Source organism: Nostoc sp. CMAA1605 (genome assembly GCF_021596505.1).
In the GTDB taxonomy this organism is placed as follows: Bacteria; Cyanobacteriota; Cyanobacteriia; order Cyanobacteriales; family Nostocaceae; genus Trichormus.
The window spans coordinates 117,537-135,273 of record NZ_PJIZ01000002.1; the positions used below are offsets into that span (position 1 = coordinate 117,537).

Genomic DNA, 17,737 nt, shown 5'->3' on the forward strand with positions numbered 1-17,737 from the left:
GTAGAGTTTTCTTAGCATCTAAACACTGCGCTACCGCTAACAGCACTCATTACTCATTACTCATTACTCATTACTCATCACTCATTACTCAGCACTAATTAAAAAATGAGACTTAAAAACTGTACTCCCCAGTATGGCCAAGTTACCCACGCGCCTAAGACACCTACGCCTAGTAACACGGTGAGGGCATAAAATTGGGTTTGTCCGTTGGTGCTGTATTTCAAACCTTCGCCACCTAATAGGGAAAATAAACCGACAAAGTTAACAATGCCATCTACTACAAAGCGATCAACCATATCAGCGAATTTGGAAAGTTGAGCAACGCTGAAAATGATGGTCATGCGATAGAGTTTGGGTGTGTAAAAGTCGTAAGCAAATAAATCTTGTAAAGGCTTCCAAGGTAGGCGCACTGGTTTGGGAATGTTGCCTAAATAAATGACTGCACTAATACTGCAACCAAAAATACTTGACCAAATTAGTAATAGTGCCACGTCTTTATTTAAGGTTGCCCAACTTGGTAGGAGTGAAAAGCTTTGTAACACCAAAGGTAAATGTAAAACGAAGCCGAATAAAATCATCATTGGCAATACCATTGGCCAATGAACTTCAGGCGATCGCTCACTCATTTGTTTAGCTTTACCACCGAAAATTAAGCCGAATTCTCTGGTTAAACTGACGGCTGTTAAAGCGTTAACTGCAATGATAATTCCCACTAACCAAGGGTAATTTCCCCACAAACCATCAGCTAATTTTAATAAAGCCCAAAAGCTACCCAAGGGAGGAAAGCCAATTAAACCCAAAGTTCCGACAATGAAGGCTAAACCGGAAATGGGACGGCGTGACCATAAGCCACCAAGTTGAGTAACATCTTGAGTGATGCTGTTCCAAACAATTCCGCCGGTACTCATGACTAATAAGGCGGCTGATACTGCGTGGGTGAGTACCAATAATAAAGCAGCTTCGTCTTGTTGTGTGCCTACAGCAATGAACACTAAGCCCATGTAAGCACTGACAGAATAAGATAAGCAACGTTTGATGTCAACTTGAGCGATCGCAATTAAGGAAGCACCAATTGCTGTCACCGCACCAATGGCCACAATAAACGCTGAAACTACAGGTGATAAAGTTAACACTGGTTGCAGTTTAATCAGTACCCATGCACCAGTAGCAACTACCACTGAGTTCCGCAAAATTGTGCTGGGTACAGGGCCTTCCATTGCCTCATCTAACCACAAATGTAAAGGAAATTGGGCGCATTTACCCATCGGCCCGGCGACTAAAGCTAAACCCACCAATGTCATCACAGTTGGGTCAACATTAGCTGTAGCAGCCCATTCGGCTAAATCCGCGTAATTCCAAGTTCCGGCGAGATTCCACAGTCCCAAGACTCCCATCAGCAAGAATAAGTCCCCTACCCGTTTGGTGAGGAAAGCGTCTCTTGCACCAGTCACTACCAGGGGTTGGCTAAACCATAAACCTACTAACAAGTACGTTCCCAGGGTCAGCACTTCCAAAACTACATAGGTGAAAAACAGGTTATTACATAGAGCTAAGGCACACAATCCCGCTTCAAATAATCCCAATAAGGAATAGAAGCGTCCCCAGCCCCAGTCCATTTCCATGTAGCCAATTGCAAAAATTTGAGCTAAAAAGTTTAAGCAGGTTACTACTACCATTGCACCGACACTTACAGAGGAAATGTCGAGAGTAATAGTCAAATTTAATCCTGCGGTTGATAGCCAAGGAATCAATACTTCTTGGGCTGGTTGGTTCCAGGTCGCTTGTAGTACCAAAGCACTATGAACCAACGCCAAAAACGTCATGATTAAGTTGACATAACCTGCTGGTCTTGGCCCGGTTCTGCGGATGATTCCCGGCGACCAAGGAATAGCCAATAGTCCGCCTATTAAGGCATAGCACGGAACTAGCCAAACAGTCTCTAGTAGAAACTGAGCCATGAAATTAACCTCTGGATTTGTAGCACAGATTGACAACAATGGGGGCAAACTTAACTTTGCTCCCAGTCAAACCAAGTATTTGTAGATAAAGGTAGTTTATGTTTGCTTAATATTGTTCTCAGCTTATCGTTATATGGATCAAAAATAAATTACCTATCAAAATAAATCTACGATAACTACTCTAATTAATTCTTATATAATGGATTTTCCAGGCATAACCATAGACTAAAGTCTATGGATTTGTATCTGGCTCAGTCAATATAAATCATTAATTTAAGTCTATGAATAGATAAACAACTACCAATATAAAGATTTTTTCAGATCCCCGACTTTTTGAAACGTCGGGAATCTGAGCAAAAGCAACGTAGCATCTCTGGAGGATAAGAAGCAGTGCATTAATTAAAAGTAGATGTCATTACCAACCCCACAACTGTTGATAGCTGGTTAATTTGACCAATGGGTGCAGGCTGCATATCACGATAATCTAATATTTGCACGACAATCAGGTATGCTAGGGCTAACAATATAGAAACTGCACCTGTAATAATAGCTACTATTTTTGAACGATTCATCAGTATTTCCTACATTGTGGGTTATAAGTCTGTATCTATATCCACATTGCCACAACTGATGCCAAAATACATCTTCAAAATAACGGCGATCGCTACTAATTGGGTAACATAATTTCTTAACTTAAATAAATAGTGCTTCTACTATACCAGTATTAATTTTATGGAAGCTTTACCCGATAATTGGGCAGATATTCAACCTGATACTGTATATCTTTCAACGAGTGGAATGCTAGTTTCATTTGCAAGTGAACAAATCAGACTGGGATTAAAATATGATCAAAAAGGGAAACATCTAAAAGCTATTGAGAAAGGGCAAGTACCTCCTCGCGGTAATGTTGGGTTGGTGGCTTCCCAAGAATCAGGCTATGATTTGAAGTCTAAAGTCTTAGGTAAAGGTGGCGATCGCCGATTTCATGCAAAATATATTGATGATATATTACACTTCCCTGGTTTAGTAACAGAACATTAAAGTCACATAGCTATGACAAGACTCGAATTAAAAAATCATCAAGTCTGGCGAGATTTAAATGAAATATTAGAGAATTTAGATGCCAATACTCTTGTTCAAGAACATCTTGATCAATGTGATTATCAAGTGTGTGGCTACTGGGATGAACAAGATGAATATTATGAAACAATTACTTTGCCTATTAACCTAGAAGCAGAATTAATTAGCAGTTCTATTGGCATTACTCACAAAGAACGTTTTTTACAACTAAAATTTTCACTCATAGCTGATGCTACGGATAACATAAAGTCTGCAAGTCGTCAAGGGCAAAAAATTGGTGAATTAGTTATTATTTATGATGAAAATCTAGAGTTCATTGATGAGAATTGGCTTTTAGATGTTGATTCTCCACTACTTGTGAAGTGACATGAATCATTGTTAGAGAATTAAAGAGAAAAAACAACTCAGGAAAGAGTTTTTGCACCCAGTTTAAAAGCTCAATAATCTATCTCTAAGCAAAGCGGGAACTAACAAACTTCTGAGCAAACAAGATACCGCACGCAATTCTCTCAGCTTGCCGAAAGCCAAAGCTATTTTGCAATATTCTGTAGAATTTTCTTTTACTATTAGCCCGAAATTCTGGAAACATCACTAATGTTGCTTCCAAGAACCTTAAATATTGGGAATAATCAAAAAATAAAGCTTCTCTTGCTAACTCAAAATATGATGTAGCTAAAGCCTGACGATAAGTAGGGTAAAGCTGATTTTTTTGTGATAGTTGCTGTTCTACTTTTTGCAATACTAAATGATGACTTTTTAACCAACGTTCTTTAGATGCAGTAGAAACAGTTACCGCACCATACCTTCTGTAAATAGCATGACAACCAGGTTGATAAACAACTTTACTTCCATTCATAACAACAGAGAGGAAAAAATCTCTATCCTGGGCAGCAGGTAGGGTTTCATCCCATCCAGCACTATTTTCTACTGCTTTTCTGGTGTACATTAAAGCTGCTAAAGCCACCCACCAATTAGCCAACAAAGCAGTTAAAATATCTGGTTGATTTCCCGAAATTTCTATCTTCTCTAAAACAACATTGCCATCAGGTAAATGACGCTGATGTCTCCAATCACCATACACAACATCTGCGCCTGTAGTTTCTAAAAAGTTTATCTGTCTTGCTATTTTCTCAGGCAAAATATAATCATCTGCATCTAAATATTGAATATATTCGCCTTGAGCTAAATCAAAGCCACGATTGCGTGCATAATTCCCGCCTTGATGGGGATAACTCCGCCAAATAATTTGTTTGTCGTAGCTTTTAATGATTTCTAATGAATTATCTGTAGAACCATCATCAATGACGATAATTTCTAAATTAGAGTGGGTTTGTTGTAAGCAGCTATCAATTGCTTCTTTTAACCAGTTTTCAGCATTAAAACAGGGTATGATTACAGAGGCTTTTTTGGGCATATCGAACCTTAATGGGAAATAGAGAATAGGTAAATTTCGCTTGTTAAAAGCTCTCTATTGAAGCATTACAAAATCTAAAATCTAAAATTGTATAATTTCATTCGCGATTGATAGAATTTTGCGGCAATGCGTGGAAATATTTGTGGTGGGTCTATTTGCATTGCCCAGCATAAATTAGAGAATGCTTCCCGTTTTAGTCCGATTTCGTAACATTTGCGAGCGTGTTCATAGACGAACTTCGCAAAAGTTTGGGGATGAGCTTGGAAGAGTTTTTGATGTTTTTTGACTAGGCGAATAAAGCTTTCTTGGCGCAGTTGAGGATTACGTGAAACTCTTTGCCCTTGGTGGTTGTATAACTGGTAGGTAATGATGGGGAGACCAATAATTGAGCAAACTGGGTTGAGTCTGAGAAATAGTTCTGAGTGAACGCGCGATCGCATATGATTATCCCAACCCCCAATTTTTTGCAGCACCTCACGCTCAACTACGAGGGTTTGCTTGGTATTGTAGGATTTACCTGCTTCGAGTTCTTCAAGGAAAAAATGCGCGCCCCGTGGACGCAGTAGCGGGGGTAAACGCATTCCTAAAACCTCACCTTGGGGGTTGACTTCTTCTAAGCCGGAAATTACCGCCACAGGTGCGCTAAGAGTGGTTGAAGATAACGCCTTGAATGATAATTCTGCCATGTGGGGCAGCAGGCGATCGTCATCATCAAGAAATGTTACCCAACGACCGATAGCTGCTGCTAGTCCAATATTACGCGTTCCCGCACCACCATGCGGTTGTGATAGGCGAATTACTCGCAACTTGGAGTGGGAAGGTAAATCTATTGGCTGTGTGGAAGCATCATCTACCACAATGACCTCAAAATCATCTATGGTTTGCTCAAGCGCACTCTGCACAGCCTGAGTTACTAAATGGGGTCGGTTGTGAGTAGGAATAATTATGCTCAGTAGAGGTTTATTCATCTGCAATACCTATATTTATTGATGAATAACTTGCCATGTGCGGGGTTGATAAAATAAACATCTACTAATAGTTTTGTTGCTCTTAACTGTAAATCTAAAAGATTCCACAATATCGAAAGATTGTACGCCTCTTCTAATATAAATTTTGGCACTGTATACACCAGGAACAAAGGAGCAGTATGGCATATACATTTGAATTTCTGATTGTCCAGGGAGAATAGTTAAATCTTCGCGATCGCAGTTAGATGTAATATACTGAACTAGCCCATTTTCTCCAGATAAAGCTGTGACTAAAACACCTAAATTAGCTTGGTCTATTTTTTGGTAAGATTTACATTCCACACATAAATAAGCAGGTTCACCAGAAAGCGGTGCATCTAGTAAATTACCTTGTTCATCTCTAAAAAATACAGAGGTAATATCTAAGCCTAAACTTTCTGTTGCTGGTTTTTCTGGTAAAACTAATTTTCCTAATGCAATTTCCGTACCACTTAAACACAAATCTTCTTCATATTTCCGAATTACCGTTTCCGTCTCCCCAGAAGCAATTAATTGACCCTTAGATAAATAAATCGAAGCATCACAAACATTGAGAATGCTATGGGAATTATGGGAAACTAAAATAAAAGCTGTGCCTTTTTCGCGCAGTTGTGCTAACTTGCGGTGACACTTCATTTTAAATTTAATATCACCCACTGCCAGCACTTCATCAATTAATAAAATATCTGGCTCTACATGAACTGCACAAGCAAAACCCAGTCGCGCCGCCATCCCTGAACTATAGCTTTGGACAGGCGCGTCAATAGCATTGCCAATTTCAGAAAAATCAATGACATCTTGAAATCTCTCGGAAATTTGTTGAGTAGATAAACCAAGAATTGCCATATTAGCATAAATATTTTCTCTGCCGGTAAGGATAGGATTAAACCCTGCACCTAGAGCAATTAAAGGTGCAACTCTGCCTTTGACTTTTATACAGCCAGTATCAGGTTTAATTAAACCGCTAATCATGCGGAGTAAGGTACTTTTACCAGCACCATTTGACCCGACTAAACCTAAAGCTTCGCCGCGTTTAAGTTGAAAACTCACATCTTTAATTGCCCAAAATTCTTGCGGGCGTAAAGTGTCACTTTTGCGATTACCACCTAATAATTCAGTGGCAATATCTTGTACACCATAAAAGAGCGATCGCTTTAAATTGCGACAGAATTTTTTAGAAACTTGATCAACTGAAATCAACACATCAGCATCTTGATGCTGCAAAGAAAATTTTTGTTCTATTAAATCAGTCATTATTAAGAACTTACTCTTTCAACTACAAACGGCATAGCCAAACGGAACACTACCCAAGTTAGTAGTAAACCTATAAAAGTTATGCTGCTCACTAACCAAAAACCCAACGGTTCTGAAACCACACCTGTAGTAGCTAATTCCCGCACTGTGACTAATAAAGGTGTGACAGGATTTAGTCGAACTAATAAGCCAAATGTTCCCTCCGTTGGGACAGGATAAATTACAGGTGTGAGGAACAACCAAAACCCCGTCACCAAAGTTAAACCTTTAGAAACATCTTGATATAACACTCCCAAGGGAGCTAATAAAATCCCGATAAATGTTCCTAGTAAAACTAAATGAATTAATGGTACTGGGGTTAAAATTACCGTCCAACTGACAGGAATGCGAAACCAAATAAACAATCCCACAATTAAAATTAACTTGATGGCAAAATTAAAAAACACTTCTCCAATCTTTGCCAAAATTAATGCTTCCCGTGGGAAATTTACTCTGGCTAACATGGGTTTTGCCACTGTCACCGCCTGCACTGGAGCATTTAAAGCTTCCACAAAAGTTTGCCATAATGCAGTGCTGAACATGACATAAGCCGGATAGGGTAAATCAGTCGCGCCTACATTAATGACTTTGGCTGCATTAGCTAAGGTAAAGCTAGCAGCTAAGACAATTGGCGGTAAAAACGCCCAAGCAATACCTAAAAACGATTGTCGATATTGTGCGCTAATATCCCGCACCATCAACCGCCAAGCTAATTCACGAGACGCTAACAGGTCTCGCCACATTTGTCGCAGTAATATTAGAGGATGTCTCAGCAGACTTTCAGGTGTATAGATACTCTGTGGTAGCTGAGAACTTTGTCTGTTTCGTTGTTTCAAAGTTTTTCACCTACATTGAGGAATGGGGTTAAGGTGTAAACATATCTGGGTACAGAATGTGGTTTGATCCCCCTAAATCCTCCTTAAAAAGCAGGGCTGTTTCATTCGCTTGTGTTGGAGATTTGTCGAGAGGATAATCTCACGCAAAGGCGCATTGCATTCGGCGAAGCCGTTCCCGAAGGGTAGACGCAAAGGAAAATCACATATTTTGAGTTGAAGGTGCAAAGATTTTTGATTAAAGTTGTGGGCTTATGCTCAATTTTTATCTCTTTGAATCTTGCAATTTTACGCATTTTAGGGAGTGAAACAGCCCTCCCATTAGGGGGGAGGGGATTAAAACGATGGGGGATAAGGTTATAGAAATTGTGTTTACTAACTCAAACTACTGTTTTGTAATGCTGCATAACGTTTGGTGATGTAGCGGTTAGCGGTTTTATCTAGGATGCGTAAAATTTTTCTGACTACTCTTGAACCAAATTGACCAACAGGCAATTTACCCACTAGGGGATTGATAATAGCCATGTTTCGCCGCCATCCCAAGCGTTTGTATTTATTTTGGAAGTATTCGTCTTCGGTGAGATTCCACTTTTCCCGTAGGCGTTGGAGGCTGGCTAGTTCCCACGCATCACTCCAGCGCAGCATATAGTAATGGATGTCTGATGCTTCTAAGGGTTTACCTGTGACATAAGTCATCAGAGATTCTGGTTCGAGGTAAATTGTCCCGCCAGCTTCAGTTACCAAAATACACAAGTCTACGTGTTCTTTGGTGTTGAGTAGTCCCTCATCTAACAAGCCAATTTTTTGGAATATCTCTGTGCGTACCATCATGCAGTGAAATTCCGCAAGTCCAGTTTGTTGGCGTTGTAATTGAGGACGCACATCTGAAACTTGACGACCTTGTTTGTAAATCTTTTCAATCATACGTCGTCTGGTGGTTTCGCCTTTAGCTTCCACCTTAATTCCGGTTTCTCCGCCTGCACAATGTACTTCTGTATGCAGAGGTGTACCCTGGCAAATCAGAGGACTAACTATAGTTGCACCGGTTGATTCTGCACATTCAATCAAAGGCTTAAGCCAGCCAGGGGTAACTACAACGTCATTATCGATAAATACAACATACTTGGTGGTAACATGACGCAAACCAAGATTGCGCGCATGGTTGGGGGAAAGATAATGATCTGTGCGAATCAATTGGAATTGCTTTTGTTGTGCTTGTGTGGCTAGATATTCTTTGATGTGCCGTGGAGAACCACCATCTATATAGATTAATTCAAAGGGGTAATCGGTATGTTCGTAAATGCTTTCTAAAGATTCAATGGTGCAGCTAAAACGTTCTCTAGGTGAGACGATAATGGTGATATCGGGATTTTTTGATGAGTTTGTCATATCGATTGGGGATTAGGGACTGGGAATTGGAAGGTAGACAAGGAGGACAGGGTAGAATTTTTTAGCACTTACAACTCAGCACTCAGCACGGTTCAGTTAAGGCTAAAATTTGGGGTCTGTGAAGTAAGGAAAAGTTCGTAGTAAGGACTTCAGTCCTTAGATGAGGACTTTAGTCCCTCTCTACGAGACGCTGCGCGTAGCTTGCTTCCCCGGAGGGGTACACTACAAACTATTTTCTAACTGCACTGTATTGACTCAGCACTCAGCACTAAACCCAACTGTTGCGTTGACAAATCATTGTTGATAACTTGGCGATAAATTCTTACTAGTTCATCATTTAACTTGTTGATATCGTAGTTTTTTTCTACATCAGCACGACCGGCTTGTCCCATTGCTGGCCAAATTTCTGGATGCTCAATTAAGTAAGTTAATTTCTCAGCAATAGCTTGAGCATCTCTTTCTGGAACTAGAAAACCAGAAATCCCATCTTTGACTAATTCAGGAATCCCGCCGTGAGTGGTAGCAATGACAGGTAAACCCATTAACATTGCTTCTTTTAAAGTATTAACTGGTGCATCTTGATTTCCATCTTTGGCAGTCACACTGGGAGCAATGAAAATATCAGTGTGATTTAAAATTTCAATAATTTCTGGTTGGGTTTTCCATCCCAATATTTTCACTTGGTCAGCAATTTGCAATGAATCTATGAGTTGCTGTAAATTAGCTTTTAATTCTCCATCACCGATGATGTTATATTCAATATTGGGATAGATTTTACTAACTTGAGCAATAGCCAAAATCCCGTATTCCACACCTTTTTTTTCAATGAGTCGCCCGGTTGTCGCGATACGGATTTTTCCGTCTGCATGAGGATATCTCAATTTTAAGGGAAAGCGACTACAATCTATTCCTGAACCATGCACGACGATTTTTTGGGGGTCACAACCAAGTTTGATGGCTCTTTGGCGGAAAAATTCACAATTGGTAAGAAAAAAATCACCTTGAGTAAAGAGAGAATTATAAACATCTTCTCCATTTTGCTGGACAAATAAGCTAATATCGTAGCCTCGAAATGAAGTGATTAATTTGCCTTTGATTGCACCAATGTCACGCAACATCATTGCTATTAAAGCAAATGTGCCGAATTGACAGTGAATAATATCGTAGCTGGGAGACTCTAAAAGGCGTACTGTTAAATATAGTAATCGCAGGGAAGCAGCTAATTTTCCATATTTCAAAAAATTAAGCGATCGCAGAATCACTAACGGAGATTTGTGCAAATTAATAATTATTAACCAGATGGCTTTTAACAAACGCCATAAGTAATTTTGAGGAATGCTTGGTTGATTGTGAGTGAACTGATGCAGTTGATATTTTTCTACATCTGGATGTACTTTGGCTTGATCATTTACACTGCCATTTTCCACACCATAAATATCTACTGTATTTCCCCTCTCCATCAACCCAATGATCTGATTGATAATAAAAGTTTCTGAAATTACTGGGAAACTACCGACTATAAAAGCAATTTTCATGACAAACTCTCACTATTCAGATGATTCTTGAAACGGTGATGCTGTCTAATTATCTGAAATCGAATCTATTATTTTATTGCTGGATTGAACGACACCGATAATCATATAGGAAATAGTTGCATTCAGCAATTTAAAAATCAATAATCTTTCTGGAGACAGATTTTATAATTAATTTCCGGATTGAGATAAAATATTCATCATATCAAACAATATTTTGATAGCAAACTTTTCACGTAATAGATATTGATAAACAGAAATATTTTTTCTGTTTGCAATGGACAAAAAAGCTAATTATGTAATCTCATCAACACAAATTTTCTATACATTAGCTAATTAATCATTCTGAATGATGTAGACACGAATAATATTATTTACGGTGGTAAACATTAATACGTCAATCAAAACAGTATAATTCCTAATTTTCCTTTTCCTCTTCCTTCTGGAATAGATTAACTAATGTAAAATAGTTGCCATACATCCTCATTGATTCCCTACGAAACGCTGACGCAAACCTGTAGCTGTTTCGTAGAGATGAGTGAAGTTATAACTACAAATCTTGATTAATTAGGGTGAATCTTTATGTCCCTCACTGAAGAAATTCTCTCGCAACTGTCGGGGGATGTTTTAGGCGGTTTACGTCGTGCTGATCAAATCCTCAAATCGATTAGAGAAAACACTACACCGACACCCATAGTAGTGACAGAAAGTCAACATTTATTAGGTGCTGTAGACTGGGATGTGATTATTTGTGGTGGGACTTTAGGGATTTTAATTGGTTGCGCTTTAGCGGTGCGGGGACTGAAAGTGGCGTTGCTAGAACGAGGGATTTTGCGGGGAAGGGAACAGGAGTGGAATATTTCCCGCCAAGAATTAGAAGTATTTTTAGAGTTGAATTTACTCACAGCCGAAGAATTATCGCAGGCGATCGCTACAGAATACAATCCCGCTAGGGTAAAATTTCAAGATGGTGCAGAAATCTGGGTAGAAAACGTTTTAAATATTGGCATAGATCCCGTTTATTTATTAGCCACACTCAAAAGTAAATTTTTGGCAGCCGGCGGAGAACTGTTAGAAAATACACCATTTAACACAATCGCAGTGCATCCAGACGGGGTAATAGTTAACAGTCAATACAAAGGTAAATTATTACTCGATGCAATGGGACATTTTTCTCCCATCACAAAACAAGCGCGCCAAGGAAAAAAACCCGATGCTTTATGTTTAGTCGTGGGAAGTTGCGCTCAAGGTTTCCCAGAAAACAACTCAGGAGATTTAATCCTCTCCTTCACTTCCTTACAGAATCAATGTCAATATTTTTGGGAAGCTTTCCCCGCTAGAGACGGGAGAACAACTTATCTATTTACCTACTTGGATGCTCATCCCCAACGGTTAACTTTAGAGGCGTTGTTTGAAGAATATCTGCGATTATTACCAGAATATCAAGGCAGAGAATTGCCGCAACTCCAATTTCAACGCGCCTTGTTTGGTTTCTTTCCCAGTTACCGCCAAAGTCCTTTACATACTCCTTGGCAGCGAATTTTACCAGTGGGAGATAGTAGCGGTAGTCAATCACCCTTAAGTTTTGGTGGTTTTGGTGCAATGGTGCGACATTTGCAGCGATTAACAATTGGTATTGCAGAAGCACTACAAACTGAGCAACTTTCAGCGAAAGCCTTGTCTCAATTGCAACCATATCAACCAAGTTTGAGTGTGACTTGGTTATTCCAAAAAGCTATGAGTGTGGGTGTAAATCAAACAATTCCACCAGCACAAATTAACCAGTTACTATCTGCGGTATTCCAAGAAATGCAACAATTAGGGATGCCGATTCTCAAACCGTTTTTACAAGATATAGTCCAGTTTTCTGCTCTGACACAAACCCTAGCCAGAACAGCAATTAATCATCCGGTATTAGTAGCAAAAATTATGCCGCAGGTAGGTTTAATTAACCTATTAGATTGGATGTTACATTACAGCAATTTAGGTATTTACTCTGCCTTAAATGCCATAACTCCCATCATAGAACCTGCGGTGAAAAATTTACCAACTCCACAACAATATTACTGGCATCGGTTAATAGATGGGTGGAAATTTGGTTCTGGTGGTGATTATGTTCTACGGTGAACTAGAGTAGCACTAGCTTGGTCTACGGGCATCATAATCACTTCATTAATATTGACATGAGGCGATCGCGTTGCACAAAAGAAGACCACATCCGCCACATCATCGGCTGTGAGTGGCGTAACGCCTTGGTAAACCTTATTAGCGCGTTCGGTATCCCCGTGAAACCGTACATTACTAAAATCTGTTTCCACCATCCCAGGATCAACAGAAGTAACACGAATGGGAGTCCCTAAAAGGTCTTGTTTTAAACCTTCAGAAATCGCCTTCACCGCCGCCTTAGTAGAACAATAGACATTACCACCAGGATAAGTCTGATGTCCAGCAATAGAACCGATATTAATCACATGACCGCGATCGCGCGTCACCATTCCTGGTACAACATAACGGGTAAGATACAATAAACCCTTAACATTGGTATCAATCATCTCTTCCCAGTCTTGGAAATCGCCCTCATGCAGCTTATCCAAACCGCGACTTAAACCCGCATTATTAATCAGAATATCAATATCTGACCATGCTGGCGGTAAGGTTGATATAGCCGATTCTACAGCCAAGCGATCGCGCACATCCAGTTGTATAAAGTGAACTCGCTCAGGCGCAAGATTTAACCCCTCCCCAAGCTGCTGTAACTTATCCAACCGCCGCGCCGCCAAAATCAACCTTGCACCCGCCGCCGCAAACACCCTAGCGCAAGCCGCACCGATACCACTACTTGCGCCAGTAATTAAAACAATTTGATTGGTGAGAGTCATTAGTCATTAGTCAATAGTCAATAGTCAATAGTCAATAGTCAATAGTCATTAGTCATTAGTCATTAGTCATTGGGCATTGGGCATTGGGCATTGGGCATTGGGCATTGGTGTAAAATTTTGTTCCGCATCCCTATTCCCCATTCCCCATTCCCCATTCCCCATTCCCCTACCTCTTCACCACCTGCAAACGCTGAGTAACTACCGTCATGCCGTTACCACGCATGATTACGGCAGAAATCCAGCGACTACCAGGAGTAGCGGGGGCGCGTCCAATTTTAAATAAACCACCAGAATTGAGTAGTTGTAAATCTACACTGGTGGGGTTGAGATACCTTGAGGCTTGAATGGGTTCTTCTAAGGCTGCACCTAAGAGTAAATCATCTCCTAATGGTTCTTCCACAATCGCATCAAAATTATACTGCTGACCGACTTTGACTTGCTGGGGTAATTTCACATCTACTTGGGGCGGTTTGTTACCGGAAGTGAGTACAGTACGTTCTGAGACAATATCTTGGCGTGTAATTGCACCACCTACGATGCGCTGACGGGATCTGATGGTAGAGTTCAATGCCAAATTACCGTTGCTGGCTGAGGGTGAAGCCGAGATATTAGTAACAGTTTCGGCAACGATGGCATTACCTTCAGATTTCCAAGACTGTACTTGTGTGCTGTAGCGGACATTGGGATGACGTTTCCAGAATGTCACCAAGGCTTTTTCCATTGTTTGGCGGGTTAAACCATCGCTATGGACAAAGCTGGGGCTGTAATATTGCAATACAGCTTTGGCATCACCTTTACTAGCGGCTGCATCAATTTGCGCCAAAAGATTTGTGACGGCTGCGGGCGTATTTTGAGTATTATTACTTTGGGCGACTTCTACAGCTCGTGCGTATTGCCAATTATTAACTATACCAAACGAGCAGATAGACAAAATCAATGCAATAGCCGTAGAGAGACGGTTTCGGCGTTTTAGTAAAAATAAAATTGTCTTGTTCATGGGTAAGAGTTTACTGATTGTAGTAGAGAAGGTGAGGAAATTGTTTTATCTTAGTTAAGCTAGGCACTAAATGGTAGAGTTTGAATGACAAACGCACCCATAAAATTACTAATAGCTGCCAGTGGGACTGGTGGACACTTGTTTCCGGCGATCGCATTGGCTGATAAATTACCAGAATATGAGATTGAATGGCTAGGTGTCCCCAACCGGTTAGAAACCCAGCTTGTTCCGCAAAAGTATCCTTTGCATACTATTGCAGTTGAAGGGTTTCAGCAAGGGTTAAGCATTGCTTCTTTACTCACCTTGGGTAAACTGATTAGTGCAATTTTCCAAGTCAGGCGACTCCTTAAACAAGGGAAATTTCAAGGAGTTTTTACCACTGGCGGATACATTGCTGGGCCAGCAGTAATTGCGGCGCGTTCTTTGGGTTTACCTGTAGTTTTTCATGAATCTAACGCTTTACCCGGTAAGGTAACACGGTTTTTCGGCCCTTGGTGTAGTGTGGTAGCTTTAGGATTTGACGTAGCTACTAAGTATTTACCCCGTGCTAAAAATGTCACAGTTGGTACTCCTGTTCGTTCCCAATTCCTCGATACTAGCAGTGCCAAACTAGATTTAGCTATTCCCGAAAATGTTCCTGTAATTGTCGTTTTTGGTGGTAGCCAAGGTGCAGTCGCAGTCAATAAACTAGTTCGCGAGTCTGCGCCAGCCTGGTTTAATGCTGGTGCTTATGTCGTACATTTAACAGGCGATCGCGATCCCGATGTGGGAACATTAAAACATCCCCAGTATATAGAATTACCTTTTTATGACAATATGGCAGCACTATTACAACGTGCAAGTTTAGCCATTAGCCGTTCCGGTGCGGGAAGTTTAACAGAATTAGCTGTATGTGGAACACCAGCGATATTAATACCCTATCCCTTTGCCGCCGAAGACCATCAATCGTATAATTCCGCAGTATTTACTCAAGCTGGTGCAGCCTTAAATTTTCAACAATCAGAGTTAACAGCAGAACTATTGCAAACTCAAGTTTTAAATTTATTGCAATCACCAGACGAGTTAAGGAAAATGGCAGAGAATGCTAAAGCGATCGCAGTTCCCGATAGTGCAGATAAACTAGCTTCCTTAGTGCGTGAAGTGGTAGAGAGCTAAAAACACATAGGCATTAAGAAGAGTTTGAGACTTCAAAACCTCAAACTCCTCACACTCTCTGCGCCTCTGCGTCTTTGCGTGAAAAAAAATCACCATCCTAATCAGCAACGCATTATTACTGTTGCTGTAACCAAGTCGCTAAATCTGCAACCTCATTAAAATCTAACAATTGTTCTGCTAGTGCTTCTAATTTTTCAGTAGATAATCCTTTAATTTGCTCAGTTAAAGACAAATCAATGTCTCCAAACCGACGATTTAACTGGCGCAGAATTACCTTTTGTTCTCCTTCCTGGATAGCTCGCGCCCTATCTTCTTGATACAGTGGTGCTAATCTCATCACTAACTCCCGATCATCTATTTCTATATTCTGATTGATTCTCAAATTTTGTTGCAGGCTATAGAGTAATTCTAACGTCACTTCCACAAAGGGGTGATTGGCTGGAAGTGCTGTCAATTGATCAACCGCTTGTTGCTGTACTCTACCACGCCCTAATATTCTCAGCCACAGTGTTTCTTGAGTAGATGGTAACTGATGAATGACAACTATGGCTGTCCGCAAATATTCAGGTAAAAAGTAAACTCCCTCTACCCAGTCTGATTTTACAGTCGCACCAAAGCCGGAAATTATCGCCTCTGATGCGGTGGGAGTGAGAACCCATAATTGGGGAATTTCTGCGGTTGGGATGGGGGTTTTATTGCGGTTAGCTTCTCTTTGAATAGCGTTTCTGACTTCTAATAGTTTCAATAGACAATCTGTGATTTCTTCTTTGGTTGCTGGGTTGCGGAATGGTTCAAAAATGGCGGCGGTGGTTGCCATTTTTCCTAATAGTCCTAATGTTTCTATGTTGGCTGTTTGTGTAGTGAAGGGAGAAAATAATACATCTATTTCTCTGACTTCTGCTGCTACTCGACTTGGTGCTTGAACTTTTCCGAATGGTTTTAATAATTCTTCTAAATAATCTTTGGAAAATTGATCATGAATAAATCGCGTCATTTAATTGGGGTGTCACAATTTTGAGCTTTCCATATGAATTATCACAGTACGGACACTTTTTACATCAACACCCATACGTTGCAATACTTTAGCGGCAGTGGCCTCACTATCGTCTGTTAATCCCAAGAGTAAGTGTTCTGTGCTGATGTAATTATGCCCTAGACTGTTCGCATATCTAACAGATTGATCAAATAGACGTTTGACTTTAGGAGTAAACGGAACTTCTGGTTGAACAAAACCAGAACCTTTCCCAATAATTTTTTCCACTTCCCGACGTGCGTCTTTGAGAGTGATACCAAACTCATTCAGCACTTTGGCCGCAACCCCACTTCCTTCCCCTATCAACCCCAGAAGAATTTGGTCAGTTCCTATGAAGTTATGTCCTAGACGACGCGCTTCCTCCTGAGCGAGCATGATAACTTTGATGGCTTCGTCAGTGAAGTATCTGAAAAATTCACTACTATCTAAGGGTATAGGAACTTGATGTGATGTTTGCTGCTGTAGTTTTTGCTCTGTTTCTGATTGCCTTGGCAACCTTATCTCTTCCTGCTTTTGTTGGCGTTCTTCTCGTTCCTGTTTGAGTTTTTCAACAGCCGCACGAATACCTTTTGCTACATCCATAAAAGCTTCATCTGTAGTATGCCAATTTCTGGATACAACGGGTTCAGCATTTTTAGGTAGGGCTTGGAGTTTAGCAAATGGCGCGCCTTTCCAGTCAACAGGACGTAAAATCACCGGAATTACACAAGCTTCTCCAGCGTTGTGGCGTTCTATTGCCTTCTTAACTTCCACATCCCAACAATAGTCAGAAGCGAGAAAGTTTGAACTGACTAGCAACAGAATGATATCAGCTGTGTTTAAATTATCGTTAATTTGATAATCCCACTCTTGTCCAGGTAGTATCTTGCGGTCATGCCAGCTTGATATTACACCTTCTCTTTTCAATGTAGCAAGGTGGTCGGCTAATTCATCTCGTAGGGTTTCATCTTTGTGAGAGTAAGAAAAGAAAAGCTTTAAAGATACTTCTGTCATTTTCGCGCTTAGGAGTAGGATAAATCACGCTTAGGATAAATTATAGTATTTTTGCCTGATTTCCCTGAGACTCTAACTTTGTTGTAGAGTAAGTGAGCAAGTCAAAGATATAGAATTGTTGCGAATACGAATTGTTTGGTCACAAAACTAAGTTGTGTGGTAGCAAGGACAAGT

At 40.4% G+C, this 17,737-nt stretch carries 15 protein-coding genes and 2 pseudogenes; 4 read left to right on the forward strand and 13 right to left on the reverse strand.

Going from position 1 to position 17,737, the window contains the following annotated elements; all coding sequences use genetic code 11:
- Positions 1–98: 98 nt before the first annotated feature.
- Together CV014_RS01430 and CV014_RS01435 are read right to left on the reverse strand one after the other, a co-directional pair.
- Positions 99–1,958, reverse strand: coding sequence for an NAD(P)H-quinone oxidoreductase subunit F (locus tag CV014_RS01430; RefSeq protein WP_236140383.1), 1,860 nt, complete (start codon positions 1,956–1,958; stop codon positions 99–101).
- A 395-nt stretch (positions 1,959–2,353) separates the two neighbouring features.
- On the reverse strand, positions 2,354–2,530 hold the full coding sequence (locus tag CV014_RS01435; RefSeq protein ID WP_236140384.1) for a hypothetical protein: 177 nt from the start codon (positions 2,528–2,530) through the stop codon (positions 2,354–2,356).
- A gap of 160 nt (positions 2,531–2,690) precedes the next feature.
- Here CV014_RS01435 and CV014_RS01440 point away from each other — a divergent pair, with 160 nt between their 5' ends.
- A complete protein-coding gene (locus CV014_RS01440) occupies positions 2,691–2,999 on the forward strand; it encodes a hypothetical protein (RefSeq protein WP_236140385.1) in 309 nt (102 codons plus the stop codon).
- A gap of 12 nt (positions 3,000–3,011) precedes the next feature.
- The gene (locus CV014_RS01445) at positions 3,012–3,404 is read left to right on the forward strand and encodes a hypothetical protein (RefSeq protein ID WP_236140386.1); all 393 of its coding nucleotides are present in this window, start codon (positions 3,012–3,014) and stop codon (positions 3,402–3,404) included.
- A gap of 85 nt (positions 3,405–3,489) precedes the next feature.
- On the opposite strand, the gene CV014_RS01450 is transcribed toward CV014_RS01445, so the two are convergent.
- From CV014_RS01450 to CV014_RS01475, 6 genes are all read right to left on the reverse strand, one after another.
- A complete protein-coding gene (locus tag CV014_RS01450; protein WP_236140387.1) occupies positions 3,490–4,452 on the reverse strand; it encodes a glycosyltransferase in 963 nt (320 codons plus the stop codon).
- Positions 4,453–4,526: 74 nt separating this feature from the next.
- Complete coding sequence (locus CV014_RS01455; RefSeq protein ID WP_236140388.1) at positions 4,527–5,420, reverse strand: glycosyltransferase family 2 protein; 894 nt, start codon at positions 5,418–5,420, stop codon at positions 4,527–4,529.
- A gap of 15 nt (positions 5,421–5,435) precedes the next feature.
- Entirely contained in the window at positions 5,436–6,713 is a 1,278-nt protein-coding gene (locus tag CV014_RS01460; RefSeq protein WP_236140389.1) for an ABC transporter ATP-binding protein, read from the reverse strand.
- Between the two features lie 2 nt (positions 6,714–6,715).
- Positions 6,716–7,588, reverse strand: a complete 873-nt coding sequence (locus CV014_RS01465) for an ABC transporter permease (RefSeq protein ID WP_236140390.1) — start codon at positions 7,586–7,588, stop codon at positions 6,716–6,718.
- A 372-nt stretch (positions 7,589–7,960) separates the two neighbouring features.
- Positions 7,961–8,974 (reverse strand): glycosyltransferase family 2 protein, encoded by a 1,014-nt coding sequence (locus CV014_RS01470; protein WP_236140391.1) that lies wholly within the window; start codon positions 8,972–8,974, stop codon positions 7,961–7,963.
- A gap of 236 nt (positions 8,975–9,210) precedes the next feature.
- Positions 9,211–10,509 carry a glycosyltransferase gene (locus tag CV014_RS01475; RefSeq protein WP_236140392.1) on the reverse strand — a complete coding sequence of 433 codons (1,299 nt, stop codon included), beginning with the start codon at positions 10,507–10,509 and terminating at the stop codon, positions 9,211–9,213.
- Between the two features lie 579 nt (positions 10,510–11,088).
- Here CV014_RS01475 and CV014_RS01480 point away from each other — a divergent pair.
- On the forward strand, positions 11,089–12,633 hold the full coding sequence (locus tag CV014_RS01480; protein ID WP_236140393.1) for an FAD-dependent oxidoreductase: 1,545 nt from the start codon (positions 11,089–11,091) through the stop codon (positions 12,631–12,633).
- On the opposite strand, the gene CV014_RS01485 is transcribed toward CV014_RS01480, so the two are convergent.
- Positions 12,618–13,385, reverse strand: coding sequence for an SDR family oxidoreductase (locus CV014_RS01485; protein ID WP_236140394.1), 768 nt, complete (start codon positions 13,383–13,385; stop codon positions 12,618–12,620). The genes CV014_RS01480 and CV014_RS01485 overlap by 16 nt on opposite strands.
- Positions 13,386–13,551: 166 nt before the next feature.
- Complete coding sequence (locus CV014_RS01490) at positions 13,552–14,382, reverse strand: nuclear transport factor 2 family protein (protein ID WP_236140395.1); 831 nt, start codon at positions 14,380–14,382, stop codon at positions 13,552–13,554.
- 84 nt (positions 14,383–14,466) lie between these two features.
- Between CV014_RS01490 and murG the strand changes: the two genes are divergently transcribed.
- A complete protein-coding gene (murG, locus tag CV014_RS01495) occupies positions 14,467–15,537 on the forward strand; it encodes an undecaprenyldiphospho-muramoylpentapeptide beta-N-acetylglucosaminyltransferase (protein WP_236140396.1) in 1,071 nt (356 codons plus the stop codon).
- A 115-nt stretch (positions 15,538–15,652) separates the two neighbouring features.
- Here murG and CV014_RS01500 read toward each other — a convergent pair whose 3' ends face one another.
- From CV014_RS01500 to CV014_RS01510, 3 genes and pseudogenes are all read right to left on the reverse strand, one after another.
- Positions 15,653–16,531, reverse strand: coding sequence for a DUF4351 domain-containing protein (locus CV014_RS01500; RefSeq protein WP_236140397.1), 879 nt, complete (start codon positions 16,529–16,531; stop codon positions 15,653–15,655).
- Positions 16,532–16,567: 36 nt separating this feature from the next.
- A pseudogene (locus tag CV014_RS01505) lies at positions 16,568–16,945 on the reverse strand (Clp protease N-terminal domain-containing protein); the annotation flags it as partial.
- A 138-nt stretch (positions 16,946–17,083) separates the two neighbouring features.
- Positions 17,084–17,563: pseudogene (locus tag CV014_RS01510) on the reverse strand (toll/interleukin-1 receptor domain-containing protein); the annotation flags it as partial.
- Positions 17,564–17,737: the final 174 nt, after the last annotated feature.